Consider the following 25,349-nt stretch of genomic DNA (forward strand, 5'->3'; position numbering starts at 1 on the left):
TTGGGGATGAACAACGTATCTGCTTATGCCCTGCGTCTGGGCGACAACGGTCTGGTGCTCTCACATCGTCTGGGCGCCTGGTGCGGCCACGCGCCGGAGCTGGAAATTGACCTGGCGCTCGCCAATATCGGCCTTGATCTGCTCGGGCAGGCGCGCAATTTCCTGACCTACGCCGCTGAACGGGAAGGTAAGGGTGATGAAGATACCCTGGCCTATGGCCGCGATGAGCGTCAGTTCCGCAATTTGCTGCTGGTGGAACAGCCAAACGGCAGCTTCGCCGACACCATTGCCCGTCAGTATCTGATGGATGCGTGGAACGTGGCGCTCTACGAGCGGCTGATCCACAGCAGCGACAGTCAGCTTGCCGCCATCGCGGCAAAAGCCATTAAGGAGGCGCGCTATCACCTGCGCTTTAGCCGCGGCTGGCTGGTGCGGCTGGGGGACGGAACAGAAACCTCCGCACAAAAAATGCAGCAGGCGGTGGATAGCCTGTGGCGCTTTACGGCTGAACTGTTCGACGCTGACGAGGTCGAGCTGGCGCTAATTGATGACGGCGTGGCGGTTGATCCGCGCGACCTGCGGGACCCGTGGGAGCGCGAAGTGTTTGCTGGCCTGGCGGAAGCCACCCTCCGCGTGCCCGAAGAGGTGGCGTATCGCACGGGCGGTAAGAAGGGGCTACATACCGAACACCTCGGGCCGATGCTGGCAGAGATGCAGTATCTCCAGCGCGTTTACCCCGGCCAGCAGTGGTAAAGGAGGACGCCATGCAACGCCTCGTCGACATCGCGCCTGCACAAATCCCGCAGATTTGGGCGCTGTTAAGCCAGATCCCCGACCCGGAAGTGCCGGTGCTGACCATCACCGACCTGGGCATGGTGCGCAGCGTGAAGGCACAGGGGGAAGGCTGGGTTATCGGCTTCACGCCAACCTATTCGGGCTGTCCGGCAACGGAGCATCTGCTGGGGGCGATCCGCGAAACCCTGACCGGAAACGGCTTTAGCCCGGTACATATTGTGCTGCAACTGGAGCCCGCCTGGACCACCGACTGGATGACCGACGATGCCCGCAGGCGCCTGCGTGAATATGGCATCAGCCCGCCTGTTGGTCATAGCTGCCATGCCCACGTTCCCGCGGAGGTGAGCTGCCCGCGCTGTGCGAGCACCGATACCTCGCTTATCAGTGAATTTGGATCCACGGCCTGCAAAGCGCTCTACCGCTGCAATACCTGCCGTGAGCCCTTCGATTATTTCAAATGTATTTGAGGCTGCCATGACAACGTTTCATTCATTAATAGTGGCAAAAGTGGAGCCCGAAACCCGCGACGCGGTGACCATTACCTTCGCGGTGCCGCAGGCGTTACAGGAGGCGTACCGCTTCCGTCCCGGTCAGCATCTGACCCTGAAAGCCAGTCCTGGCGGGGATGAACTGCGCCGCTGCTACTCCATCTGCCGAAGCACCGCGTGCGGTGAGATCAGCGTGGCGGTCAAAGCCATCGAGGGCGGACGTTTTTCCCGCTATGCCCGGGACGAGATCAAACCGGGCATGGCGCTGGAGGTGATGGTGCCCCAGGGGCATTTTGGCTACCAGCCGCAGGCTGAACGCGAAGGCCACTATCTGGCGATTGCCGCCGGGTCCGGGATCACCCCGATGCTGGCGATTATGTCCGCTACGCTGGCCACTGAAGCCCACAGCCACTTCACCCTGATTTACGGCAACCGCAGCAGCCAGAGCATGATGTTCCGCCGGGCGCTGGCGGACCTGAAAGATAAATACCCGCAGCGTTTACAGCTGATCGCCATCTTCAGCCAGGAGACGCTCGACAGCGATCTGCTCCATGGCCGCATTGACGGGGAAAAGCTCCAGGCGCTGGCAAAAACGCTGGTGAATTTCCGTCAGTACGATGAAGCCTTCATCTGTGGCCCGTCGGCGATGATGGATGAGGCCGAAGCGGCGCTTAAAGCGCTGGGTATGCCGGAAAAAGCGATCCATCTTGAGCGCTTTAACACGCCGGGTACCGCCGTTAAACGGACAGCCAGCGTGCAGGCCGATGGCCAGAAGGTCACCGTCCGTCAGGACGGGCGCGACAGGGAGATCACCCTGACGGCGGACGACGAAAGCATTCTTGACGCGGCCCTGCGTCAGGGGGCGGATCTGCCTTACGCCTGCAAGGGCGGCGTATGCGCCACCTGCAAATGCAAAGTGCTGCGTGGGAAAGTCGATATGGCGACCAACTACAGCCTGGAGCCGGACGAGCTGGCCGCAGGCTATGTGCTGAGCTGTCAGGCGCTGCCGTTAACCGCCGACGTTATCGTCGATTTTGATGCGAAGGGGATGGCATGAGCGAACTGATTGTTACCCGTCATGGCCGCGTGTTGCAGCTAACGCTTAACCGTCCGGCGGCGCGCAACGCGCTCAACAATGCGCTGCTCCTGCAAATCGCGGAGCAGCTTGAGGCCGCCGCCGCGGATGCTGAGATCGCCGTCTGCGTGATGTACGGCAACGAACGCTGCTTTGCCGCCGGGGCCGATCTCAACGAAATGGCGGAGAAAGACCTGCCCGCCACCCTGAACGATATCCGTCCGCAGCTGTGGGCGCGGATCAACGCCTTCACCAAACCGCTGATTGCCGCCGTAAACGGCTTCGCGCTGGGGGCAGGCTGTGAGCTGGCGCTGCTCTGCGATGTCGTGATTGCTGGCGATAACGCCCGTTTTGGCCTGCCGGAAATCACCATCGGGATCATGCCGGGCGCAGGCGGCACCCAGCGGCTGATCCGCAGCGTAGGCAAATCGCTGGCCAGCAAAATGGTGCTGACGGGCGAAAGCATCACGGCGGTGCAGGCGCACAGCGCCGGGCTGGTCAGCGACATCTACCCGGCCTCGCTGACGCTGGAGTACGCCCTGAAGCAGGCGGCGCTGATGGCGCGCCATTCGCCGCTGGCGCTACAGGCGGCGAAGCAGGCGCTTCGCCAGTCGCAGGAAGTCCCGCTTCAGGCCGGGCTGGCGCAGGAGCGTCAGCTGTTTGCGCTGCTCGCGGCCACCGACGATCGCCGGGAAGGGATCAACGCCTTTTTACAAAAACGCACCCCAGACTTTAAAGGACGCTAATTGTGGAATCTATTCTGAGCCATGTTGAGCAGGGCGTAATGACCATTACGCTGAACCGCCCGGAGCGCCTGAACAGCTTTAACGACGTCATGCACCAGCAGCTTTCCGAATGCCTGAAGCAGGCCGAGCGCGATGACGCCATCCGCTGCCTGCTGATCACCGGGGCAGGACGCGGTTTCTGCGCCGGGCAGGATCTCAACGACCGTAACGTCGACCCGAACGGCCCGGCGCCCGATCTGGGCATGTCCGTTGAGACTTTTTACAACCCGCTGGTGCGCCGCCTGGCAAAACTGCCGAAGCCGGTGATTTGCGCGGTTAACGGCGTGGCGGCGGGCGCGGGGGCGACGCTGGCCCTCGGCTGCGACATGGTGATTGCGGCGCGCTCCGCCAGTTTTGTGATGGCCTTCAGCAAGCTCGGCCTCGTCCCGGACTGCGGCGGCACCTGGCTGCTGCCGCGCGTGGCCGGACGCGCCCGCGCCATGGGGCTGGCATTGCTGGGCGATAAGCTCAGCGCTGAGCAGGCACAGGCCTGGGGAATGATCTGGCAGGTGGTGGACGACGAGCAGCTCTCCGCCACCGCACAGCAGATGGCGCTGCATTTTGCCTCGCAGCCGACCTTTGGCCTGGGCTTGATCAAGCAGGCGATCAACGCCGCCGAAACCAACACCCTCGACGCCCAGCTTGATCTGGAGCGCGACTATCAACGCCTGGCCGGACGCAGCGACGACTACCGGGAAGGCGTCAGCGCGTTCCTGGCAAAACGCGCGCCGAACTTTACGGGGAAATAAGATGGTGAATATCCATACGGTCGCCGTCATTGGCAGCGGCACCATGGGCGCCGGGATTGCCGAAGTGGCAGCCAGCCACGGTCATCCGGTTCTGGTGTACGACATTGACGCAGCGGCGATTTCCCGCGCCGTCGACGGCATTCGCCAGCGGCTGTCCTCACGCGTTGCGCGTGGAAAACTCTCTGCCGACGCCGGGGAGCAGATCCTCGCCCGCCTGACGCCGGTGACGAATATCAGTGCTCTGGCGAAAGCCGATCTGGTGATCGAGGCGGCCTCCGAGCGGCTTGAAGTGAAAAAGGCGCTGTTTACCCAGCTGGCAGAGGTTTGCCCGCCGCAGACGCTGCTCGCCAGCAATACCTCGTCCATTTCCGTTACCGCGATTGCGGCGGAGATAAACCACCCTGAACGCGTCGCCGGGCTGCACTTCTTCAATCCTGCCCCGGTGATGAAGCTGGTGGAGGTGGTCAGCGGGCTGGCGACCTCACCAGAAGTGGCCGATGCGCTGTGCGAGCTGGCGCTGAGCTGGGGAAAGCAGCCGGTACGCTGCCAGTCCACGCCGGGGTTTATCGTCAACCGAGTGGCGCGCCCGTTCTACTCGGAAGCCTGGCGCGCGCTGGAAGAGCAGGTGGCAACGCCCGAGGTGATTGACGCCGCCCTGCGAGACGGCGGAGGCTTCCCGATGGGGCCGCTTGAGCTGACGGACATGATTGGTCAGGACGTCAACTTTGCCGTGACCTGCTCCGTGTTTAACGCCTTCTGGCAGGAGCGTCGTTTTCTGCCGTCGCTGGTGCAGCAGGAGCTGGTGCTGGCGGGGCGTCTGGGTAAGAAAAGCGGGCAGGGCATTTACCGCTGGCTGGAGGAGAAACCCACCGTCAGCTGGCTCGCCCTGGTCAGCGACAGCTTCAACCCCATGCGCGTACAGCGAAGAAGTGACGGTGTCACGGAAATTGACGATCTGTTGCTGATCGAAACGCAGGGTGAGACCGCGCAGTCGCTGGCGCTGCGCCATGGCTGCCCGGTGGTGGTGGTCGACCGCATCGAGCGGGATGTGGCCGTGATAGCCGCCGCACCCGGCAACCCGCACGCCGCCACGCAGAAAGCCATTTACTGGTTGCAGCACCAGCAGAAACGGGTGGTCCAGATTGCGGATTACCCCGGTCTGCTGGTCTGGCGCACGGTAGCGATGATTGCCAACGAAGCGCTGGACGCCCTGCAAAAAGGGGTCGCCAGCGAGCAAGACATCGATACCGCCATGCGCTTAGGGGTCAACTATCCCTGCGGGCCCATCGCCTGGGGCGAGCGCCTTGGCTGGCAGCGTCTGTTAACGCTGCTGGAGAACCTGCAACGTCACTACGGCGAGGAACGCTATCGCCCCTGTTCACTGCTGCGCCAGCGTGCGCTTCTGGAGAGTAGCTATGAGTCATAACGCCTGGCATAACGCCCGTGCGATGTACGAACGGGACGCCTGCGCGCAGGCGATGGGGATGGACATTCTCGACATGGGCGAGGGCTACGCGGTGGTGACCATGACCATCACCCCGCAGATGCTCAACGGGCATAAAACCTGCCACGGCGGACAGCTGTTCTCGCTGGCCGATACCGCCTTTGCCTACGCCTGCAACAGTCAGGGGCTGGCGGCGGTGGCCTCAGGCTGCGCCATCGATTTTCTGCGTCCGGGCTTTGCCGGCGATAAGCTGACCGCTACCGCGTGGGTGAAGCATCAGGGCAAACTGACCGGCGTATACGACATTGAAATTCAGAACCAACAACAGAAAACCGTCGCTCTTTTTCGCGGGAAATCGCACCGCACCGGCGGCAGTGTGACAGGAGAAGCCTGATGCGTGACGCATTTATTTGTGAGGGTGTGCGTACCCCGGTCGGTCGCTACGGTGGAGGATTATCCAGCGTGCGTGCCGATGACTTAGGGGCCGTGCCGCTGCGTGCGCTGCTGGCGCGTTACCCGCAGCTCGATCTGGAGCGCATAGATGATGTGATCTTCGGCTGCGCAAATCAGGCCGGAGAGGATAACCGCAACGTAGCGCGCATGTCGTCGCTGCTGGCCGGGCTGCCTCAGACCGTTTCCGGTACCACCATTAACCGCCTGTGCGGCTCCGGTCTGGATGCCCTTGGCTTTGCGGCACGCGCCATTAAGGCCGGGGATGGCGATCTGCTGATCGCCGGTGGCGTCGAATCCATGTCCCGTGCGCCGTTCGTGATGGGCAAAGCCACCGCGGCGTTTCAGCGTCAGGCGGAGATCTTCGACACCACCATCGGCTGGCGATTTGTGAATCCGCTCATGCATCAGCAATACGGAACTGACAGCATGCCGGAAACGGCAGAGAATGTAGCGGAATTGTTAAATATAAGCCGTGCCGATCAGGATGCATTTGCCCTGCGCAGCCAGCAGCGCACCGCGCGGGCGCAGCAGAATGGCGTTCTGGCGCAGGAGATTATCCCGGTACAGTTGGCGGGGAAAAAAGGTGCCGTAACGGAAGTGAGCGTGGACGAGCATCCGCGCGCCGAAACCACCCTTGAACAGCTTGCCGCGCTGAAAGCTCCGTTCCGCAAGAACGGTGTGGTGACGGCGGGGAACGCCTCCGGCGTGAACGACGGGGCGGCGGCGCTGATTATCGCCAGCGAGCCGATGGCGCTTGCCCAGGGGTTAACCCCGCGCACACGCATTGTGGCCATGGCGACCGCGGGCGTCGAGCCGCGCCTGATGGGATTAGGCCCGATTCCCGCCACCCGTAAGGTGCTGGAACGTGCCGGACTCAGTATCACCGATATGGACGTCATTGAGCTTAACGAAGCCTTCGCCGCACAGGCGCTGGGCGTGCTGCGTCAGCTGGGTTTGCCGGATGACGCGGAGCATGTGAACCCGAATGGCGGGGCGATCGCGTTAGGTCATCCGCTGGGAATGAGCGGTGCCAGACTGGCGCTGGCCGCGAGCAATGAATTGCACCGACGCGGCGGGCGCTACGCGCTGTGTACGATGTGCATCGGTGTGGGTCAGGGCATTGCCATGATCCTTGAGCGTGTTTGAGCGAACAATAATGTGAGTACCCTGCGATGATAAATACAACAAAGCTTGATCCGATCGAAACCGCGTCCATTGATGAATTGCAGGCGTTGCAGACCGCGCGCCTGAAGTGGACGCTGAACCACGCCTACAACAACGTTCCGATGTACAAACGCAAGTTTGACGCCGCGGGCGTTCACCCTGACGATTTTAACGAGCTGGCGGACCTGCAAAAATTCCCGTGCACCACCAAGCAGGATCTGCGCGACAACTACCCGTTCGATACCTTTGCGGTGCCGATGGAGCAGGTGGTGCGCATCCACGCCTCGTCGGGCACCACCGGAAAGCCGACCGTGGTGGGATATACCCAGAATGATATCGACAACTGGGCCAATATAGTTGCCCGTTCCCTGCGCGCCGCCGGGGGCAGCGCGAAGGATAAAATTCACGTGGCCTACGGCTACGGGCTATTCACCGGCGGGCTGGGGGCGCACTACGGTGCCGAGCGTCTGGGTGCGACGGTGATCCCGATGTCCGGCGGCCAGACGGAGAAGCAGGCGCAGCTGATCCGCGATTTTCAGCCGGATATGATCATGGTGACGCCCTCATACTGCCTGAATTTAATTGAAGAGCTGGAGCGTCAGATGGGCAGTGACGCCAGCGCCTGTTCCCTGCGCGTCGGCGTGTTTGGCGCCGAGCCGTGGACGCAGGCGATGCGCCGCGAAATTGAAAAACGGCTGGGCATTACCGCGCTGGATATCTATGGTCTCTCCGAAGTGATGGGGCCGGGCGTGGCGATGGAGTGTCTTGAAACCGCTGACGGCCCGACCATCTGGGAAGATCACTTCTACCCGGAGATCGTCAACCCGAATGACGGCACGCCGCTGGCTGACGGCGAGCAGGGCGAACTGCTATTCACCACCCTGACCAAAGAGGCGCTGCCGGTGATCCGCTACCGCACCCGCGACCTGACGCGCCTGCTGCCGGGCACTGCACGCACCATGCGCCGGATGGATCGCATCAGCGGGCGCAGCGACGACATGCTCATCATTCGCGGCGTGAACGTCTTCCCGTCACAGCTGGAAGAGGAGATCGTTAAGTTCGAACATCTTTCGCCACACTATCAGCTGGAGGTGAACCGCCGCGGGCATCTTGATTCACTTTCGGTGAAGGTCGAGCTGAAACAGAGCAGCTTAACGCTGACCCATGAGCAGCGCTGTCAGGTCTGCCATCAGCTGCGTCATCGGATTAAATCGATGGTGGGGATCTCGACCGACGTGATGATCGTTAACTGTGGCAGCATACCGCGCTCCGAGGGTAAAGCCTGCCGGGTGTTTGATTTGCGTAAAGTGGCAGCCAACAGTTGAATTCCCCTCACCCCAGCCCTCTCCCAAAGGGAGAGGGTGTATTGAGTTCCCTCTCCCTTTGGGAGAGGGTACACCCCAGATTCGTATGCTATGATTCATCCAGGAAAAAAATAACAACAGAATGAATCACATGAATAAACTTGATGCCTTTATCCAGCATGCAGTCAGCTCTGTTCCCGTCAGCGGAACGTCGCTTATCTCCTCACTGTATGGCGACGCGCTTTCGCACCGCGGCGGAGAGATCTGGCTCGGCAGCCTGGCGGCCCTGCTGGAAGGGATGGGATTTGGCGAGCGCTTTGTGCGCACCGCGCTGTTTCGCCTCAACAAAGAGGGCTGGCTGGACGTGTCCCGCATTGGCCGCCGCAGCTTTTACCGTCTCAGCGACAAGGGGCTGCGTTTGACCCGCCGCGCGGAAAATAAAATCTACCGGGCGGAACTGCCGGCGTGGGATGGTAAATGGCTGCTGCTGCTCTCCGAGGGGCTGGATAAAACCACCCTCGCGGACGTGAAAAAACAGCTCATCTGGCAAGGATTCGGCACGCTGGCGCCGAGCCTGATGGCCTCGCCGTCGCAGAACCTGGCGGACGTGCAGTCTCTGCTGCATGACGCGGGCGTGGCGGAAAACGTCATTTTCTTTGAGGCCCATTCACCGCTGGCCTTATCACGTGCGGCGTTACGAGCCCGCGTGGAAGAGTGCTGGCAGTTGACCGAACAAAACGCGATGTACGAAACGTTTATCAACTCGTTCCGTCCGCTGTTGCCGCTGCTGAAAGAAACGCCGCCTGAGGATTTGACCCCGGAACGCTGCTTCCAGATCCAGCTGTTACTCATTCATTTTTATCGTCGCGTGGTGCTGAAAGATCCGCTGTTGCCGGAGGAGTTACTTCCTGCGCACTGGGCGGGACAGAGCGCGCGACAGCTGTGCATTAATATCTACCAGCGCGTGGCGGCGGGAGCCCTGGCGTTTGTCAGTGAGAAGGGGGAAACCTCTGTGGGCGAGCTGCCCGCTCCCGGCACGCTTTATCACCAGCGTTTTGGTGGTCTGAATATCACATAAGGAGAGGGTATGCCTGTTTATCAAATTGATGGTCTGACGCCGGTCGTGCCTGAAGAGAGCTATGTTCACCCGACCGCGGTGCTGATTGGCGACGTGATCCTCGGCAAAGGCGTTTACGTGGGGCCCAACGCCAGCCTGCGCGGCGATTTTGGCCGGATCGTGGTGAAAGACGGCGCGAACATCCAGGATAACTGCGTGATGCACGGTTTTCCGGAGCAGGACACGGTGGTGGAAGAGGACGGGCATATCGGCCACAGCGCGATCCTGCACGGCTGCATTATCCGCCGTAATGCGCTGGTGGGGATGAATGCGGTCGTGATGGACGGGGCGACGATCGGCGAAAACAGCATCGTTGGGGCGGCGGCGTTTGTGAAGGCCAAAGCGGAAATGCCTGCGAATCACTTAATTCTTGGCAGTCCGGCGAAAGCGATTCGTGAGCTAAGTGCGCAGGAAATAGAGTGGAAAAAGCAGGGCACGCGGGAGTATCAGGTGCTGGTGGACCGTTGTAAGCAGACGCTGCACCAGGTGGAGCCGCTGCGTGAAGAAGAGCCAGGACGCAAACGGCTGGTCTTCGATGAGAATTTACGGCCTAAGTCGGCTGGCCGGGATAAATAAGGCTGTTCGCTCCCGCACGTTGATCAAGGCGTGAAAATGAGCTCAATACGCATCCGGCAGGGGCCGGTCAATCGACACCAGCTTTCCGCGCTTCATGGTGATATATCCCCCGGCTTTAAGATCTGCCAGCACGCGAAAGACATGCGTTCGTGACAGGTTAGTGCGCTTGATGATAAACAGCGCCAGGCCCTCATTCTCTCCCGTGTGGGTCTCCTGCCGATAGAGATAGTGGTACAGCATTGGTTTGATGGTCTGGTAGCTGGTGACCTGCCTGCGTTCATTGTGCAGGTCGATGGTAAATATGGACATGTAGGTCAGTATGGTGGCCAGCGCCTGCATGCGCTCAGGCCCGCCCTGGAAAAATATCTGGTCGAAGTCGACCCAGGATATTCTCACCAGCTTCACCTTCGCACTGCTACGATATTCATACTTCGCCAGTGGACAATACCTTTCCATTAACCCTATCGGCATATACTCGATAGTATTGCCAATATTAAGGCCATCATCAGGCATTAATATCGTCAGCGACCCTTCAGTGCAAAAATAGATATAGCCAGGCTCGACGGTGAGTTTTTTATTTGCGGCAACGGTTAAGGCCTCGCCTTTACAAAGCATGTGCGGAAAAAATTGCCCAATATTGAGTTGCTGATAATAGGTATGGATATCCTGAAAATTCACGCTAAGCCTCTCCCCGCAACGTTTGCCGTGGTAGCGAGTATAGCAGCAATAGGCCCCGAATTACGAACCCATAAATAACCAGTCCCATATGGGACTATGATGGAAAGGTATTCTGTTTAGAATGGTCGTCAATGAGTTCGCATTAAAATTATCCGCCAACAGTAAATATCCAGGCGGCGCAATTAATCTATGAGGCCATTCAATGAAATTAACCCTAATTGCTAAACATCTGGCGCTTGCCGGTGTGTTGACGTCGCTGTCGCTTTCCGCGTTTGCGGAAGTGCAGCCGCAGGATGCCACTGCCACGACCCGGCAGGTAAATAACGCCCTGTATAACAAATTACCGTTTGCCGATAAAACCGACTTTGAGAACGCCCATAAAGGTTTTATCGCCCCGCTGCCACAAAACATGATTAAAGGCGAGCAGGGGAACGTTATCTGGAACCCGGCGAAATATGATTTCGTGAAAGAGGGTGAGAAAGCCCCGGATACGGTAAACCCGAGCCTGTGGCGTCAGTCACAGTTGATCAACATTGGCGGGCTGTTTAAGGTCACCGACGGCGTGTATCAGATCCGTAATCTCGATCTCTCCAACATGACCATCATTGAGGGCGAGAAGGGCATTACCGTTATCGACCCGCTGTTAAGCGCTGAACCGGCGAAAGAAGCGCTGGATCTCTACTATGCAAACCGCGGCAAGAAACCGGTCGTCGCTGTGGTGATCACCCACAGCCACGTTGACCACTATGGCGGCCTGCGCGGCGTGGTTGACGAAGCTGACGTCAAGTCTGGCAAAGTGAAAATCTACGCGCCGGATGGCTTTATGAAAGAGGCGGTTTCCGAAAACATTATGGCCGGAAACGCGATGAGCCGCCGTGCGAGCTATATGTACGGCAACCTGCTGAAGCCGAATGCAAAAGGCCAGGTGGGTGCAGGCCTTGGCACCACCACCTCTGCGGGTACTGTCACCCTCATCCCGCCGACCGACTACATTACCCATACCGGTCAGGAAGAAGTGATCGACGGTTTGACCTACGACTTTATGATGGCGCCGGGTTCAGAAGCTCCGTCGGAGATGCTGTGGTATGTCAAAGAGAAGAAAATGATCGAGGCCGCAGAGGACGTGACCCATACTCTGCACAACACCTACTCCCTGCGCGGCGCGAAAATCCGCGACCCGCTGGCCTGGTCTAAGTACATTAACGCCGCCATTGAGCGCTGGGGCGCGGACGCGGAAGTGATTATTGCGCAGCACCACTGGCCGACCTGGGGTAACGAGAATATCGTCAAGCTGATGAAAGGTCAGCGCGATATGTACCGCTACATCAACGACCAGACCCTTCGTATGGCAAACAAGGGGCTGACCCGCGACGAGATCGCCGCCGAGTTTAAACTGCCGGAATCGCTGGAAAAACAGTGGGCAAGCCGCGGTTACTACGGCTCCGTTAGCCACGACGTCAAAGCCACCTACGTGTTTTATCTCGGCTGGTTCGACGGCAACCCGGCAACCCTCGACGAGCTGCCGCCTGAACTGGCTGCGAAGAAGTTCGTGCAGTACATGGGCGGCGCTGATGCCATCATGCAGAAAGCCAAAGCGGATTATCAGCAGGGTAATTACCGTTGGGTTGCTCAGGTGGTAAGCAAAGTGGTCTTTGCCGATCCTAACAACCAGGCTGCCCGTAATCTGGAAGCCGACGCGCTGGAGCAGTTAGGTTACCAGGCGGAAGCGGGCACCTGGCGTAACTTCTACCTTACCGGCGCGCAAGAACTGCGTAATGGCGTGAAGAAGCTACCGACGCCGAACACCGCCAGCCCGGATACCGTGCGGGCGATGACCCCGGAAATGTTCTTCGACTACCTGGGTGTGCACATCAACGGGGTGCGGGCCGGTAACGCGAAGGCGGTCTTCAATGTCGATCTCGGTAAGGATGGCGGCAAATACAAGCTGGAGCTGGAAAACGGCGTGCTGAACCATACCGCCAACGCGCAGGCGAAGGATGCTGACGCAACCATCACGCTGGACCGTACCACGCTGAACAACATCATCCTTAAGAAAGAGACGCTGAAGCAGGCGATGGATAAGGGTGACGTGAAGGTGAGCGGAAACGGGGCGAAGCTGGAAGAGATGCTGAGCTACATGGACACATTTGACTTCTGGTTCAATATTGTGACGCCATAAGTTTAGCGTTCATCCTGGCTAATCCTGGCGCCTTGTTGCGATAAGGCGCCATTTTTTTATTCACGCATTGCCAGCGCGCTGGCGCTTGCCGGATCGAACAGCGAAATACTCTCGATCTGATCCAGCATGATCACTTTGCGAAAATCCATGGCGCTTTTGGGCTCTGAATCGAGCGTAATGTCATGCTCGGCATACCATTTGCTGTAGTTATGTTCGATACAGAGCTGCATGTTTTTCCCGTCACGGTAGCCGCTCAGCATCGGAATAAGCACGATATTGGCCGTTTTTTCATACTCCAGCGTGGCGGTATGGATCATCCCAATATAGATCCGCCGCGATTTCAGCGTGACGTGCGCCAGTTCACCTTCCTCCATGCACTGATAGAGCAGCTGTTCAATCCCGCTCGATTGCGCCAGCCGCTTGTAGAGCTTTTTTCGGCCTTCGCCGTCCAGCCGCGCGCTCCCGGCCCAGTTCGAGCGGTAGAGACAGAACAGGATCGCGAAGGTCAGCATTACCACCACCGGGGCCTGAATCCCCAGGAAGCTCCAGTTCATAAAATCAATTTGCCAGTCGGCATATTTTGCAGACGTGAAATGGAACGTGTTATCGGCGGCGGAGAGGGCGAACAACAGCAGCCACAACAGGCCGGTGGCGATCACTCCCTGAAGAACAAAAATACAGCCATACAGCGCCACAAGAAAATAGACGTCCCAGCCAAAGGAGCGCTTGATTTTAAACCGTGTTGAGAGGTCGCGGCTGGTGTACCAGTACCCGCATACCATCAATACCATGAATATTGCCGTTCCCATTTCAGGCCCTCTTCAGCGCGTTGACATGGCGCAGAAAGTCCTGCCGCACCTCGTGGCTTTTGTAGTTAACCGAGGCGTTTCCATCCTGATCGATGATGATGCGGTCGCCATCCTCTACGGCTTCGATAATTTCCTGGTGACTCATGACCTGCAACAAGGATTCCGGGCTGGAAAAGAGCGTCATCAGTAAATGTTTCATCGCGTGACATCCTTATGAATTAAAAGGATAAGTCTGGAAGATAAATGGCACCTTTGCCTTAAGGTTATCCCTAAAAAAACGGCAGCCTGGCGGCGAAATTAAACTTTATGCACAAAATGGTTGCGCGAGGTAACATTTCAGGTCTTTGAAAAATAATAAGAATAAAAAATATATCTGCGTAAACTTGGACAAATAACGTTAATTGTGTAAGTTTAAATTATGCGATTTCGCTACGTTGTTTACACCCAGGATGTGACCCATGAGCACGTTGCCGTCCGTCATCAGTCGGTTCGTTGATTACTACGCCACGCTGGATACCCAGCCACCTTCGGCGCTGGCGGGGATTTATCGCGCCGATGCCACGCTTATCGATCCCTTTGGCGAACATAGCGGGGTGTTCGCGATCCAGCGCTATTTCACCCACTTGCTGGCTAACGTCCAGCACTGTCGCTTTACCGTTGATGCGCCGTTGCAGCAGGGCGATCGCTTTGTGGTCACCTGGATGATGCACTGGTCGCACCCGCGTATTGCCCGGGGTGCAGTGCGACAGCTGCCGGGCTGCTCCGTGGTAGACATGCGCGACGATCGCATTGTTCGCCAGCGGGATTACTACGATGCCGGAGAGATGATTTACGAACATCTCCCGATACTCGGCTGGGCCGTACGCGGCGTGAAGCGGAGAGTGAAATCATGAAAACGGTTCTGATCACCGGCGCAAGCTCGGGCATCGGGGCGGGGCTGGCGAAATCTTTTGCCGACGATGGTTACCGGGTGATTGCCTGCGGGCGCGATGCGCAACGTCTGGCCGCTGTGCATCAGCACAGCCCCAACATCACGGTGCGCCTGTTCGATATGACAGACAGGGACGCCTGTCGCCAGGCGCTGGCGGACTGTGCTGCCGACACGGTGATTCTCTGCGCCGGAACCTGCGAGTATCTCGACCGCGGCGAGGTGGATGCCGAGCTGGTGGCGCGGGTCATGACCACCAATTTCATGGGGCCGGTAAACTGCCTTGCGGCGTTGCAGCCGCAACTGGTATCCGGCAACCGCGTGGTGCTGGTCAGTTCGATGGCGCACTGGCTTCACTTCCCGCGAGCCGAAGCCTATGGGGCCTCTAAAGCGGCGTTAACCTGGTTTGCCGACACGCTGCGCCTCGACTGGGAACCGAAAGGGATTGCCGTCACGGTCGTTTCACCCGGTTTTGTCGACACGCCGCTGACCCGCAAAAACGATTTCCCGATGCCGGGCCGGGTCAGCGTGGGGGACGCCGTCCACGCCATTCGTCGCGGTCTGGCAAAAGGGAAGGATCACATCGCGTTTCCCGCCGGGTTCAGCCTGGCGCTGCGCCTGCTTTCCGGCCTGCCCGATGTACTTCAGCGCGCACTGCTGCGCAGGATGGTGCGACCATGAAAATCGCAATTATCGGCAGCGGCATCGCCGGGTTAACCTGTGCCTGGCGGCTCGCCGGACATCATCAGATCACGGTGTTTGAGGCGCAGGCCACCCCGGGCGGCCATACCGCAACGGTGGATGTCGACACGCCCCAGGGCACCTTTGCCATCGATACCGGTTTTATCGTCTACAACGACCGCACCTATCCGCGCTTCATGGGGCTGCTCAGCGAACTGGGCATCAGCGGGCAAAAAACGCAGATGAGCTTTTCGGTGCACAACCCGCAGAGCGGGCTGGAGTATAACGGGCACACGCTGACGTCGCTGTTCGCCCAGCGTCGTAATCTGCTGAACCCTGCCTTCTGGACGCTACTGAAGGAGATCGTGCGCTTTAACCGGCTGGCGAAACAGACGCTCCGGGGCGAAGTCGATGGATCCGCCACGCTGGAAACGTTCCTGCGCCAGCACCGCTTTACGCCCTTTTTTGCGCGCCACTACATCCTGCCAATGGGAGCGGCTATCTGGTCGTCGTCGCTACAGGAGATGAAACGCTTTCCGCTGCCGCTCTTTTTACGCTTTTTTGAAAACCACGGTCTGCTGGACATTACCCATCGTCCGCAGTGGTACGTCGTGCCAGGCGGCTCCCGGGAGTATATCCGCGCGATGATGGACAAGCTTGGCGATCGCCTGACGCTGCACCTCAACGCGCCGGTTCAGAAGGTTGTTCGCCACGATCGTGGCGTCGATATTGAGCGGGAAGGCGTCACTCATACCTTCGATCAGGTGATCTTCGCCTGTCACTCTGCTCAGGCGCTGGCGATGCTCGCCAGCCCAACGCAGGCTGAACGTGAGGTGCTGGGTGATATCGGCTGGCAGCGTAACGAGGTGGTGCTTCACCGCGATCCGCGCTGGCTGCCGGTGCGCGAACGCGCGTGGGCCAGCTGGAACTACCGCCTCAGCGAGCAGGATCGGGCCAGCGCCTGTGTCACCTACAACATGAATATCTTGCAGGGACTGCCGCCGGGTAGCCCGCTGTTTTGCGTCACCCTCAACCCGGAAACGCCGGTGGAAGAACGCTATGTGCTGCGCCGCTTTGTCTATGAGCATCCGCTTTTTAACCCGCAAAGCTGGCAAGCCCAGGCCCGACGCGGAGAAATAAACGGTCGCCAGCGGAGCTGGTTCTGCGGCGCGTACTGGTACAACGGCTTCCACGAAGATGGCGTACGCAGTGCGCTGGATGTGGTAAACGCTATCGCGGCCGGGGAGGGCAACTGAGATGAACAGCTGCCTTTACCACGGTACATTGCGCCATCGTCGGCTTGCGCCGAAAGCGCACCACTTTACCTACAGCGTCTTTATGGCCTGGCTCGATCTGGATGAGCTGGACGCGCTGCCCTCTGTCGGCGTGCGTCGTAACCGCGTTGCGCCCGCGGCATTTTATGATGCGGATTACCCGCTGGGCACGCCGCTCAAAGCGCGTGTCCTTGAGCGTCTGGAAAATCTGACCGGCGAACGTCCGGCGGGGCGGGTCATGCTTCTGACTCAGCTGCGCTATTTCGGTTTTCATTTCAACCCGGTCAATTTTTACTACTGCTATGACGGCGAAGACACTCTGCGCTGGGTTCTCGCCGAAGTGCGTAACACGCCGTGGAATGAACGACATTACTACGCGGTAGCGGGGCGGGACGCCCCGCCGACGCAGAAAGCGTTTCACGTCTCGCCCTTTAATCCGATGGATATGGTTTACCACTGGCGCTTCAACAGCCCGGACAGCACGCTGCGCATGCATATCGAAAACCATCAGGAGACGAAGGTGTTTGATGCCACCCTGACGCTACGCCGGGCGCCGCTGACGCGCGCAGCGCTGCGTTCGCTGCTGGCGCGGATCCCGTTGATGACCCTCAAAACCGTTTTCGCCATTTACTGGCAGGCGCTCAGGCTGTGGCTGAAGCGCGTGCCGCTGCATAACCATCCCCTCAGCAGGAGTGAACGCTCATGACCGATCCCGTCTTTGCGCTTGAACCCGATATCCCGCGCAACGTCCGCGTCGCGCGATGGTTGCTCTTCCGCCTGCTGAACGGTCTGCGCGGTGGCTCGCTGACGCTGCGTGAAGGCGCGCAGACGTTCCAGTTCGGCGACGCCTCCGCCGCGCTTCATGCTGAGGTGCAGGTACTTGCTCCGGGCGTCTACTGGCGCATTTTAACCGGGGGCAGCCTCGCCGCGGCACAAGCGTGGATGGATGGCGACTGGGAGACGCCCCACCTGACGCCGCTGCTGGAGCTGATTGCACGTAATAGCCAAATCCTCGGGCAACTGGAAAAAGGGTTTCGCCTGCTCGGGAAACCGGTGGAGCGGCTACGGCACTGGATGCGGCGCAACTCCCGCGCTCAGGCGCGTGAAAATATTGCCGCCCATTACGATCTGGGCAACGCCTTCTACGCCCATTTCCTTGATGAAGACCTGCTGTACTCCAGCGCGCTGTTTAACGGGGACGAGCAGGATTTGAACGCGGCTCAGCAGGCGAAAATGGCCAGGCTGTGCGACCAGCTGGCGCTCACGGCAAACGATCATCTGCTGGAGATTGGCACCGGCTGGGGGGCGATGGCGGAGTACGCCGCCCGTCACTACGGCTGTCGGGTGACCACCACCACGCTGTCGCAGGAGCAGTACCACTGGGCCACCGCGCGGATCGCCCGGGCAGGGTTGCAGGATCGCGTTGAGGTGCTGCTTTGCGACTACCGCGATCTGACCGGGGTTTACGACAAACTGGTCTCGGTTGAGATGATCGAAGCCGTCGGCCAACGCTACCTGCCAACGTTTTTCCGTACCTGTCAGGCGCGTCTGCGTCCAGGCGGGCGGATGGCGATTCAGGCCATCACCATTCAGGATCAACGCTATCGCGACTACAGCAAAAGCGTCGATTTTATTCAGCGCTACATCTTCCCCGGCGGCTTTTTGCCCAGCATCACCGCCATGAATGAACTGATGACCCGCCATACCGATTTTGTGGTGCGTAATCTCTTCGATATGGGGCCGGACTACGCCCGCACGTTGGCGCACTGGCGTCAGCGTTTCGTTCACGCCTGGCAGGAGATTGAAAAGCTCGGGTTTGATGACCGTTTCCGGCGGATGTGGCTGTACTACCTCGGCTACTGTGAAGCCGGGTTTAATGCCCGCACCATCAGCGTGGTGCAGTTGACTGCGGAACGCGTATGAAGCGTTACGGGCAGGTATTTCTGTTGGCCATCGGTTTTGATCTCTACTGGACGCTGGTGGTGCTGTTTCGCGAGCAGGGGCTGGTCATCTGGATCGCGCTGGCGGTGCTTGCCTGGCTGTTATTACCGCCATCACACCGGGTATACGCCCTTGTGCTGGCGGCGTCGGGTGCGCTGCTGGACGCCCTCTGGGCGCTGACGGGGCTGATTGCGTTCACAGGCGCGTCCCTGATGCCGCTATGGATGGTGGCGCTGTGGCTAATGTTTGCCACCGTCTGGACGCACCTGACCCGCACGACCACCTTGCCAGGATGGTTGCTGACGGTGCTGGCGACTCTGGGCGGACCGGTAGCCTACCTGATCGGCGAGCATCTTGGGGCCATTACGTTTCGGGAGCCGACCTTTATCGTCGTCAGCTGGATGTTCCCCGGCTGGCTGGTGCTGATGCTGTTTTTCCACCTGTTGATGGGGAGACAACAATGAGAAATCTGGTACTGATGCTCGCGTTATCCGTCTTCACCTGTACCGTGCAGGCGGCAGACTGGCTGAGCTGGCGCAAGGTGGGTGACGCCACCCTCACCTGGGGGCCGTTTACCGTCTATACCTCTCAGCTTCTGACGCCCGACGGCAGCTATACAGGATTAGACGGCGATAATGCGCTGATTATCACCTATGCCCGGGACATCGATGGTGACGACCTGGTCGAAGCGACCCGCGACCAGTGGCAGGCGCAGGGCATTTTGCAGCAGGAGCCGCAGAGTGAAGCCTGGCTACGCATGCTGTCCACGCTCTGGCCCGACGTCACGCCCGGCACGCAGCTCGCGTTTGTGGTTAATAACGGCCAGGGACAATTCTGGTATCGCCCCACGGCGTCGCAGAAAAAATTTACGCCACTCGGGCCACGCCAGACGGCAGCGTTTAGCTCACGCTTTCTGGCGATATGGCTCGATCCCCGCACCGAATATCCTGAACTGCGTCAGCAGTTAACTGGAGGAGCACAATGAAACGTTTCCTGCTAGTGGCGCTTGCCCTGACGATGCTGGTGGCCGGATGTAGCACCGAGGTGACAGAGTATCGTCAGCAGCAGCCACGGCTTGATATTTTTACTTACTTCCAGGGGAAAACCGAGGCGTGGGGGATGGTGCAGGATCGCAGCGGTAAGCAGATCCGCCGTTTTCACGTCGAGATCGCCGGGGATGTTATCGGCGATACGCTGACCCTGAACGAGCATTTTGTCTACGATGACGGCGAAAAGCAGCAGCGCGTCTGGCATATCCGCCGCGTTGGGCAGAATCGCTATGAAGGCACGGCGGGTGACATAGAAGGTGTCGCGACAGGCCAGGCGGCGGGCAATGCCCTTAACTGGCGCTACAGCATGAACGTGAAGGCGGACGGCAAAACCTGGCTGCTGCACTTTGATGACTGGATGTATTTGCAGGACAGCACCCGTCTGTTCAATAAAACGGAGATGAAGAAATTTGGCGTCACCGTCGCCACGGTGACGCTGTTCTTTACCCGCAAAGAGGGCGGTTAATCCTCTTCGGGCTGAGGTTTACTGCTTGAGTAGATGAAGAAGAGCGCAATACTCAGGCAGACGACGGCCCCGAAACGGCTCACTGAAAACGGAATGGCTTCATTGTTCAGCCAGCCAAAGTTATCAATCAGCATGCTCATGGCCAGCTGGCCCAGGATAACCGCTACCGTGGCAACAGCGGTCCCGATGCGCTGCACCGCGAGCACCATAATCACGATATAGGGCACGCCGCACAGGGCGCCCAGAAGCTGCCATTTGGGTACATCCATCAGGCTGACCGCCTGTTTCGGCTCAAAAAAGAAGATCAGCAGGGCGGTCACCAGCGCGCCGACGGAAAACGTCAGAAACGCGCTTTTGAATACCCCCACGCTGCTGCCTAATTGCCCGTTAATGGCAGCCTGAATGCTCAGCGTTGCGCCGCCAATCACCGCCAGAATAATCATAATCACTGTCATAACGTTACCCCTGCGCCACGAGAATGAGCGCGGCGATGATAAATCCCAGCGCAATAATGCGTTTTGTATCGATCCTGCGGTGCGGCGTACCCAGCAGGCCATAGTGGTCAATAATCAGGCTTTTAAAAACCTGGCCTGCCAGAATGCCGATCATCGTCATGGCAATGCCGATCGCAGGCGTGGCAATGGTGAGAATGATGACGTAAACCGGGCCGAGCACGCCGCCCAACAGGTGCCATGAAGGCTGCGCAAAAAATGAGGGACTATTGCGGGGGCTGAAAAACAGCATCAGCAGAAACGTTAGCCCCGTTCCCACGCTAAATATGCTGAACGCCGCCCACAGGTCGCCCACCTCTGCGCCCAGCGGCCCCAGCAGCCCGGCTTCCACGGACAGCCCCATGCCACCGGCAATCACCAGTAAAATTAAAATAATGTGCATAACGCTTTTTCTCCTTTTTCCAGGCGGTGAAGATTACGTCTGAACATCATTGAGAAAAATGCCATAATGCAGGAAACACCTGTGCAGGAAATGCATTAATGATGGATGCCGGACATATCAGCATTCGCGCGCTGCTGATCTTCATCGACGTTTATGAAACGCAGAATTTCTCCGTGGTGGCGAGGCGGGAAGGGATTTCTGCGTCGCAGGTCTCACGCGTGATCCACCAGCTTGAGGACGCCCTCGGGCAACAGCTTTTCTACCGCAACACGCGGGCGATTATGCCCACAGAGAGCGGGCATCTTTTTGTGCGCTATGCCCGGGCAATGGCCGGGAATATGGAGGACGCGCGACGCGAGCTGGATGAACGCGCCCGCGAGCCGTCGGGCACGCTGCGTATCAATGGCCCGGTCTTTTTCGGACAGAGGCACATCGCGCCGGGCCTGCCGGGGCTTCTGGCGCGTTACCCGCGCCTCTCCATTGAACTGACCCTCACCGACGATTTTATCGATCCGCACCGTGACGCCGCGGACGTTATCTTCCGCATCGGCGCGCTGACGGACTCCTCGTTTCACGCCCGGGTGTTCGGGCAGCAGTTCTACCATCTGGCGGCCTCGCCGGACTATCTGCAAAAACATGGCGCGCCCGAGGGGCCGGACGATCTCAGCCGTCACCACTGTCTGGTTTACCGCGGCTCGTCCGGGCCTAACCGCTGGCTGATCCGACAGCCGGGCGAGGCGTGGGTTCACTATCCCATCGTACCGCTGATGACTTCCAATAACGCGGAAACGCTCCTGATTGCGGCGCTGGGCGGTATGGGCGTTGTGCTTTTCCCGGACTGGATGGTAAGCGAACGACTCAAAAGCGGTGAGCTGGTGGCACTGCTGCCGGAAATGGAGTGTTCAATTAATACGGAGCCATTGACGATTGCGGCGATTTACCCGAACGCGCGTCATCCGCCCCTGAACGTCAGGGCGGTGATTGATTACTATATTGAGCGATTCGGTACGCCGCTGTACTGGCAAACCTGAAGGTTAGCGGACAAGCTCGCGACGGATAATGTCAGCCCCGGCGCTTAACGCCTTCAGCTTACCGTTGGCGACCTGGCGGGAAAGGGGAGCCATACCGCAGTTGGTGGACGGATAGAGCTTGTCTGCATCAACAAACTGCAACGCCTTACGCAGCGTATCGGCGACCTCTTCAGGCGTTTCGATGGTCTGGGTGGCGACGTCAATTGCCCCGACCATCACTTTTTTACCACGGATAAGCTCCAGCAGATCCATCGGCACGCGCGAGTTGTGGCACTCCAGCGAGATAATATCGATCTTTGAGGTCTGCAACTTAGGAAACGCCTCTTCATACTGGCGCCACTCGGAGCCGAGCGTCTTTTTCCAGTCCGTATTGGCTTTGATGCCGTACCCGTAACAGATATGTACCGCGGTTTCGCATTTCAGTCCTTCAATGGCGCGCTCCAGCGCGGCAATGCCCCAGTCATTCACCTCGTCGAAAAAGACGTTAAAGGCAGGTTCATCGAACTGAATAATGTCGGCACCGGCCGCCTCCAGCTCGCGGGCTTCCTGATTAAGGATTTTTGCGAACTCCCAGGCCAGCTTTTCACGGCTTTTATAGTGAGCATCGTATAGCGTGTCGATCATGGTCATCGGGCCGGGCAGCGCCCACTTGATCGGCTTGTCCGTCAGCTGGCGCAGGTATTTCGCGTCGTCAACAAACACCGGTTTCTGACGCGCCACCGCGTCTACCACGGTCGGCACGCTCGCATCGTAACGGTTACGGATGCGTACCGTCTGACGGTTCTCAAAATCCACGCCGCTGAGATGTTCAATAAAGGTGGTGACGAAATGCTGGCGAGTTTGTTCCCCGTCGCTGACGATATCAATCCCGGCGCGAATCTGTTCATCCAGAGACAAACGTAGCGCATCCTGTTTCCCTGCAAGTAACCCCTCGTCCTGGAGTTTCCACGGCGACCAGAGCGTTTCCGGCTGCGCAAGCCAGGTGGGTTTCGGCAGGCTGCCAGCCGTCGATGTCGGGAGCAATGTTTTCATGAGAAGAACCTTTTATCCGTATTAAATGAAAGCGTGAAGTGATGAGACCACTGCTCAAGAAGGGTTTTGTAGGGTTTGATAAACCGCTCTTCGGTATATTTCCCCTGTTCAATGGCCAGCCGGCTGCGCTCTTCACGGTCATAGACGATTTTTGTTAATGAGTGATCCTGCTGATTCAGGTCGGGCTGATAGCACTGTCCCGCAGCGGAATTGGCATTGTAAATTTCCGGTCGATAGATCTTCTGGAACGTCTCCATGGTGCTGATGGTGCCGATCAGCTCCAGATTGGTGTAATCACGCAGTAAATCGCCGGTGAAGAAGAAGGCGAAAGGCGCGACGCTGTTTTCCGGCATGAAGTAGCGAACCTTCAGGCCCATCTTCGCGAAGTACTGTTCCGTTAGCGACTCGCCGTCCGGCTGGTACTCATACCCCAGCACCGGGTGGTGGTTACCGGTACGACGATAGGTGTCTTTGCTGGAGACGCTCAGGCAGATCACCGGCGCTTTTTTGAAGTTCGCCTGATATTCCGCAGAATGAACGAAGCTTTTAAAGATATTGCCGTGCAGCTCGCCAAAATTCTCGGGGAGGGTAAAACGGGGTTGATCTTTATTATGCTCCAGCAGCAGGACGCTGAAATCATAGTCACGAACATACGATGAGAAGTTATTCCCGACGATGCCTTCGATGCGCTCGTGGGTCATTTTATCCACAATCGTCGTTTGCAGAATTTCGATGGCCGGGAAGGTAAAATCGCCGCCGATATTCATATCGACTGAAATAATCTCCAGCTCGACGGCATAGCGGTCAGCTTTCGGGTTATCCCAGCTCGCCAGCGCGTTAAAGCGGTTGTTGATCATCACCAGCGTGTTGCGCAGGTTCTCCTGACGCTTCTCGCCACGCGCCAGGTTGGCGAAGTTGGTGGTGGTACGCGTGTTTTCTGACGGGTTATAATTTTCATCAAAGCAACTGCGCTTAAGGGTAAATGTGAAAGCCTGACTCATTTGGTTATGCATCCTAAGTTCATGTTGCCGGAACGTTATCAATGCATAATTTATGCCTGAGCCCCTGGCGCAGGGGAAGTGACTTAATTTCACTGCAACATGAGGGTTCTTCATGAACTGCGCGATTCAGGTATAATCCCCCGACATTTCCAACCGGTTTAAACGAACATGACAAAACTCACCCTGCAAGAGCAGATGCTGAAAGCGGGCTTGGTCAGCAGTAAAAAGATGGCGAAGGTCCAGCGCACGGCGAAAAAATCCCGCGTCCAGGCTCGCGAGGCGAGAGAGGCTGTTGAAGAGAACAAGAAAGCCCAGCTGGAGCGTGATAAGCAGCTGAGCGAACAGCAAAAACAGGCGGTGCTGGCAAAAGAGTTCAGGGCGCAGGTGAAGCAGCTGATTGAGATGAACCGCATCACCGTGGCGAAGGGCAACATTACCTTTAACTTTACCGACGGCAACCTGATCAAAAAAATCGAGGTCGATAAGCAGACGCAAACCCAGCTGATCAACGGCCGTCTGGCGATTGCCCGACTGGTGATTAATGCGAAGGGCGACTGTGATTACGCGATTATCCCGGCGGTGGTGGCGGATAAAATTGCCCAACGCGATGCGGACAGCATTGTGCTTAACAGCGCGCTGAGTCAGGAAGAGCAGGACGAAGACGATCCGTACGCAGACTTTAAAATCCCTGACGATTTAATGTGGTAATCCCCGCTCAGAATGGCGCGGCGTGACGGGCGTTTATCGTCTCGCCGCTCAGCGGATGAATAAAATTCAGAACGCTGGCATGCAGCATCAGCCGGGGCGTTTCTTCCGCGCCCGGCCATTCCAGACCACCATACAGATCGCACCCCAGAATAGGGTGGCCTAACTGCTGGCAGTGAATGCGCAGCTGGTGGGTGCGACCGGTCTCCGGGGTAAGCTCTACCCGCGTCAATGGCATTGTCGTATCCTGATAAATACGTTCCATCACCCGATAGCGAGAGCGAGCGGGCTTACCGGTGCGGGCGCAGATCGTCATCAGCGGAAACAGCGCCGGATCTTTGGCAATCGGGGCATCCACGGTCCCTTCGTCCTGTTCCACATGTCCGCACAACAGGGCGGTGTAAACCTTGTTCACGGCGCGCTGGCTGAACTGGTGACAAAGCGCGGCGTTAATCGCCTTGTTACGCGCAATGACCATCAGGCCCGAGGTGCCAAAATCAAGGCGATGCACCAGCGTGCAGCCGGGAAAGGTTTGCACCAGACGATGGTGAACGGAATCACGGTTTTGCGGATTTTTTCCCGAGAGGCTAAGCAGGCCGGAAGGTTTGTTGATCAGCAGCAGATGCTCGTCCTGCCAGAGGATCTCAATGTCGTCGTGACAGGGTGGTGCAATAAACGTATCGATTATGACAGACATCAGGCCGCCCGGCTGGAGAGTGGGTGCGGATGAT

General features: G+C 58.5%; 30 protein-coding genes. 22 read left to right on the top strand and 8 right to left on the bottom strand.

The window, feature by feature from the left end; translation table 11 throughout:
• The first annotated feature begins 6 nt into the window (after positions 1-6).
• The 11 genes from paaC to paaY all read left to right on the top strand — a co-directional run bounded on the left by paaC (position 7) and on the right by paaY (position 9,950).
• A complete protein-coding gene (gene paaC, locus ACOTXL_RS00650; protein WP_045350639.1) occupies positions 7-753 on the top strand; it encodes a 1,2-phenylacetyl-CoA epoxidase subunit PaaC in 747 nt (248 codons plus the stop codon).
• 11 nt (positions 754-764) lie between these two features.
• Positions 765-1,262 (top strand): 1,2-phenylacetyl-CoA epoxidase subunit PaaD, encoded by a 498-nt coding sequence (paaD, locus tag ACOTXL_RS00655; RefSeq protein ID WP_003857347.1) that lies wholly within the window; start codon positions 765-767, stop codon positions 1,260-1,262.
• Positions 1,263-1,269: 7 nt separating this feature from the next.
• Positions 1,270-2,340, top strand: a complete 1,071-nt coding sequence (paaE, locus tag ACOTXL_RS00660; RefSeq protein ID WP_045333011.1) for a 1,2-phenylacetyl-CoA epoxidase subunit PaaE — start codon at positions 1,270-1,272, stop codon at positions 2,338-2,340.
• Entirely contained in the window at positions 2,337-3,104 is a 768-nt protein-coding gene (gene paaF, locus ACOTXL_RS00665; RefSeq protein ID WP_045350638.1) for a 2,3-dehydroadipyl-CoA hydratase PaaF, read from the top strand. The genes paaE and paaF overlap by 4 nt, the downstream gene beginning before the upstream one ends.
• Complete coding sequence (paaG, locus tag ACOTXL_RS00670; RefSeq protein ID WP_026080707.1) at positions 3,104-3,892, top strand: 2-(1,2-epoxy-1,2-dihydrophenyl)acetyl-CoA isomerase PaaG; 789 nt, start codon at positions 3,104-3,106, stop codon at positions 3,890-3,892. Before paaF ends, paaG begins: the two co-directional genes overlap by 1 nt.
• Position 3,893: 1 nt before the next feature.
• Entirely contained in the window at positions 3,894-5,318 is a 1,425-nt protein-coding gene (gene paaH / locus ACOTXL_RS00675; RefSeq protein WP_045350637.1) for a 3-hydroxyacyl-CoA dehydrogenase PaaH, read from the top strand.
• Positions 5,308-5,730: a hydroxyphenylacetyl-CoA thioesterase PaaI gene (gene paaI / locus ACOTXL_RS00680; RefSeq protein ID WP_032609125.1), complete on the top strand. Its 423-nt coding sequence runs from the start codon at positions 5,308-5,310 to the stop codon at positions 5,728-5,730. The genes paaH and paaI overlap by 11 nt, the downstream gene beginning before the upstream one ends.
• Positions 5,730-6,935 carry a 3-oxoadipyl-CoA thiolase gene (gene pcaF / locus ACOTXL_RS00685; RefSeq protein ID WP_032609127.1) on the top strand — a complete coding sequence of 402 codons (1,206 nt, stop codon included), beginning with the start codon at positions 5,730-5,732 and terminating at the stop codon, positions 6,933-6,935. Before paaI ends, pcaF begins: the two co-directional genes overlap by 1 nt.
• A 26-nt stretch (positions 6,936-6,961) precedes the next feature.
• Positions 6,962-8,278, top strand: coding sequence for a phenylacetate--CoA ligase PaaK (gene paaK / locus ACOTXL_RS00690; protein WP_032609128.1), 1,317 nt, complete (start codon positions 6,962-6,964; stop codon positions 8,276-8,278).
• Between the two features lie 121 nt (positions 8,279-8,399).
• On the top strand, positions 8,400-9,335 hold the full coding sequence (gene paaX, locus ACOTXL_RS00695; protein WP_032628228.1) for a phenylacetic acid degradation operon negative regulatory protein PaaX: 936 nt from the start codon (positions 8,400-8,402) through the stop codon (positions 9,333-9,335).
• A gap of 9 nt (positions 9,336-9,344) precedes the next feature.
• Positions 9,345-9,950, top strand: a complete 606-nt coding sequence (gene paaY, locus ACOTXL_RS00700) for a phenylacetic acid degradation protein PaaY (protein ID WP_006810541.1) — start codon at positions 9,345-9,347, stop codon at positions 9,948-9,950.
• 42 nt (positions 9,951-9,992) lie between these two features.
• On the opposite strand, the gene ACOTXL_RS00705 is transcribed toward paaY, so the two are convergent.
• The gene (locus tag ACOTXL_RS00705) at positions 9,993-10,628 is read right to left on the bottom strand and encodes a helix-turn-helix domain-containing protein (protein ID WP_045350636.1); all 636 of its coding nucleotides are present in this window, start codon (positions 10,626-10,628) and stop codon (positions 9,993-9,995) included.
• Between the two features lie 202 nt (positions 10,629-10,830).
• Here ACOTXL_RS00705 and ACOTXL_RS00710 point away from each other — a divergent pair, with 202 nt between their 5' ends.
• On the top strand, positions 10,831-12,807 hold the full coding sequence (locus tag ACOTXL_RS00710; RefSeq protein ID WP_032609131.1) for an alkyl/aryl-sulfatase: 1,977 nt from the start codon (positions 10,831-10,833) through the stop codon (positions 12,805-12,807).
• 56 nt (positions 12,808-12,863) lie between these two features.
• Here the strand turns inward: ACOTXL_RS00710 and ACOTXL_RS00715 are convergent, their stop codons facing one another.
• Together ACOTXL_RS00715 and ACOTXL_RS00720 are read right to left on the bottom strand one after the other, a co-directional pair.
• Positions 12,864-13,616, bottom strand: coding sequence for a hypothetical protein (locus ACOTXL_RS00715; protein ID WP_022651152.1), 753 nt, complete (start codon positions 13,614-13,616; stop codon positions 12,864-12,866).
• A 1-nt stretch (position 13,617) separates the two neighbouring features.
• Entirely contained in the window at positions 13,618-13,815 is a 198-nt protein-coding gene (locus tag ACOTXL_RS00720; RefSeq protein WP_003857318.1) for a hypothetical protein, read from the bottom strand.
• A 259-nt stretch (positions 13,816-14,074) separates the two neighbouring features.
• Between ACOTXL_RS00720 and ACOTXL_RS00725 the strand changes: the two genes are divergently transcribed.
• From ACOTXL_RS00725 to ACOTXL_RS00760, 8 genes are read left to right on the top strand one after another with little or no spacing between them, the layout of a single operon-like run.
• On the top strand, positions 14,075-14,509 hold the full coding sequence (locus ACOTXL_RS00725; protein ID WP_003857316.1) for a nuclear transport factor 2 family protein: 435 nt from the start codon (positions 14,075-14,077) through the stop codon (positions 14,507-14,509).
• Positions 14,506-15,225, top strand: coding sequence for an SDR family NAD(P)-dependent oxidoreductase (locus tag ACOTXL_RS00730; RefSeq protein WP_023324604.1), 720 nt, complete (start codon positions 14,506-14,508; stop codon positions 15,223-15,225). Before ACOTXL_RS00725 ends, ACOTXL_RS00730 begins: the two co-directional genes overlap by 4 nt.
• On the top strand, positions 15,222-16,481 hold the full coding sequence (locus tag ACOTXL_RS00735; RefSeq protein ID WP_023314099.1) for an NAD(P)/FAD-dependent oxidoreductase: 1,260 nt from the start codon (positions 15,222-15,224) through the stop codon (positions 16,479-16,481). The genes ACOTXL_RS00730 and ACOTXL_RS00735 overlap by 4 nt, the downstream gene beginning before the upstream one ends.
• A gap of 1 nt (position 16,482) precedes the next feature.
• Positions 16,483-17,205 carry a DUF1365 domain-containing protein gene (locus ACOTXL_RS00740; RefSeq protein ID WP_045350635.1) on the top strand — a complete coding sequence of 241 codons (723 nt, stop codon included), beginning with the start codon at positions 16,483-16,485 and terminating at the stop codon, positions 17,203-17,205.
• Entirely contained in the window at positions 17,202-18,422 is a 1,221-nt protein-coding gene (locus ACOTXL_RS00745) for an SAM-dependent methyltransferase (RefSeq protein ID WP_003857310.1), read from the top strand. The genes ACOTXL_RS00740 and ACOTXL_RS00745 overlap by 4 nt, the downstream gene beginning before the upstream one ends.
• Positions 18,419-18,904 carry a DUF2878 domain-containing protein gene (locus ACOTXL_RS00750; protein ID WP_045350634.1) on the top strand — a complete coding sequence of 162 codons (486 nt, stop codon included), beginning with the start codon at positions 18,419-18,421 and terminating at the stop codon, positions 18,902-18,904. The genes ACOTXL_RS00745 and ACOTXL_RS00750 overlap by 4 nt, the downstream gene beginning before the upstream one ends.
• Positions 18,901-19,425, top strand: coding sequence for a hypothetical protein (locus ACOTXL_RS00755; RefSeq protein WP_023314102.1), 525 nt, complete (start codon positions 18,901-18,903; stop codon positions 19,423-19,425). Before ACOTXL_RS00750 ends, ACOTXL_RS00755 begins: the two co-directional genes overlap by 4 nt.
• Positions 19,422-19,955, top strand: a complete 534-nt coding sequence (locus ACOTXL_RS00760; RefSeq protein ID WP_023314103.1) for a DUF3833 domain-containing protein — start codon at positions 19,422-19,424, stop codon at positions 19,953-19,955. The genes ACOTXL_RS00755 and ACOTXL_RS00760 overlap by 4 nt, the downstream gene beginning before the upstream one ends.
• On the opposite strand, the gene ACOTXL_RS00765 is transcribed toward ACOTXL_RS00760, so the two are convergent.
• The gene (locus ACOTXL_RS00765; protein ID WP_003857305.1) at positions 19,952-20,410 is read right to left on the bottom strand and encodes a DMT family transporter; all 459 of its coding nucleotides are present in this window, start codon (positions 20,408-20,410) and stop codon (positions 19,952-19,954) included. The genes ACOTXL_RS00760 and ACOTXL_RS00765 overlap by 4 nt on opposite strands.
• 4 nt (positions 20,411-20,414) lie before the next feature.
• Entirely contained in the window at positions 20,415-20,849 is a 435-nt protein-coding gene (locus tag ACOTXL_RS00770) for a DMT family transporter (RefSeq protein WP_003857304.1), read from the bottom strand.
• 98 nt (positions 20,850-20,947) lie between these two features.
• Between ACOTXL_RS00770 and ACOTXL_RS00775 the strand changes: the two genes are divergently transcribed.
• The gene (locus ACOTXL_RS00775; protein WP_023303693.1) at positions 20,948-21,880 is read left to right on the top strand and encodes a LysR family transcriptional regulator; all 933 of its coding nucleotides are present in this window, start codon (positions 20,948-20,950) and stop codon (positions 21,878-21,880) included.
• 3 nt (positions 21,881-21,883) lie between these two features.
• Here ACOTXL_RS00775 and ACOTXL_RS00780 read toward each other — a convergent pair whose 3' ends face one another.
• Together ACOTXL_RS00780 and ACOTXL_RS00785 are read right to left on the bottom strand one after the other, a co-directional pair.
• A complete protein-coding gene (locus ACOTXL_RS00780) occupies positions 21,884-22,912 on the bottom strand; it encodes a methionine synthase (RefSeq protein ID WP_045350633.1) in 1,029 nt (342 codons plus the stop codon).
• Positions 22,909-23,913, bottom strand: coding sequence for a DUF1852 domain-containing protein (locus ACOTXL_RS00785; protein ID WP_045346324.1), 1,005 nt, complete (start codon positions 23,911-23,913; stop codon positions 22,909-22,911). The genes ACOTXL_RS00780 and ACOTXL_RS00785 overlap by 4 nt, the downstream gene beginning before the upstream one ends.
• Positions 23,914-24,081: 168 nt before the next feature.
• Between ACOTXL_RS00785 and ACOTXL_RS00790 the strand changes: the two genes are divergently transcribed.
• Positions 24,082-24,621 (top strand): DUF2058 domain-containing protein, encoded by a 540-nt coding sequence (locus tag ACOTXL_RS00790; RefSeq protein ID WP_003857300.1) that lies wholly within the window; start codon positions 24,082-24,084, stop codon positions 24,619-24,621.
• A 7-nt stretch (positions 24,622-24,628) separates the two neighbouring features.
• Here the strand turns inward: ACOTXL_RS00790 and ACOTXL_RS00795 are convergent, their stop codons facing one another.
• Positions 24,629-25,315 carry an RluA family pseudouridine synthase gene (locus ACOTXL_RS00795; protein WP_045350632.1) on the bottom strand — a complete coding sequence of 229 codons (687 nt, stop codon included), beginning with the start codon at positions 25,313-25,315 and terminating at the stop codon, positions 24,629-24,631.
• Positions 25,316-25,349: the final 34 nt, after the last annotated feature.

It is taken from the genome of Enterobacter cloacae complex sp. IR5402, assembly GCF_049238125.1.
Taxonomy (GTDB): Bacteria; Pseudomonadota; Gammaproteobacteria; order Enterobacterales; family Enterobacteriaceae; genus Enterobacter; species Enterobacter hormaechei_C.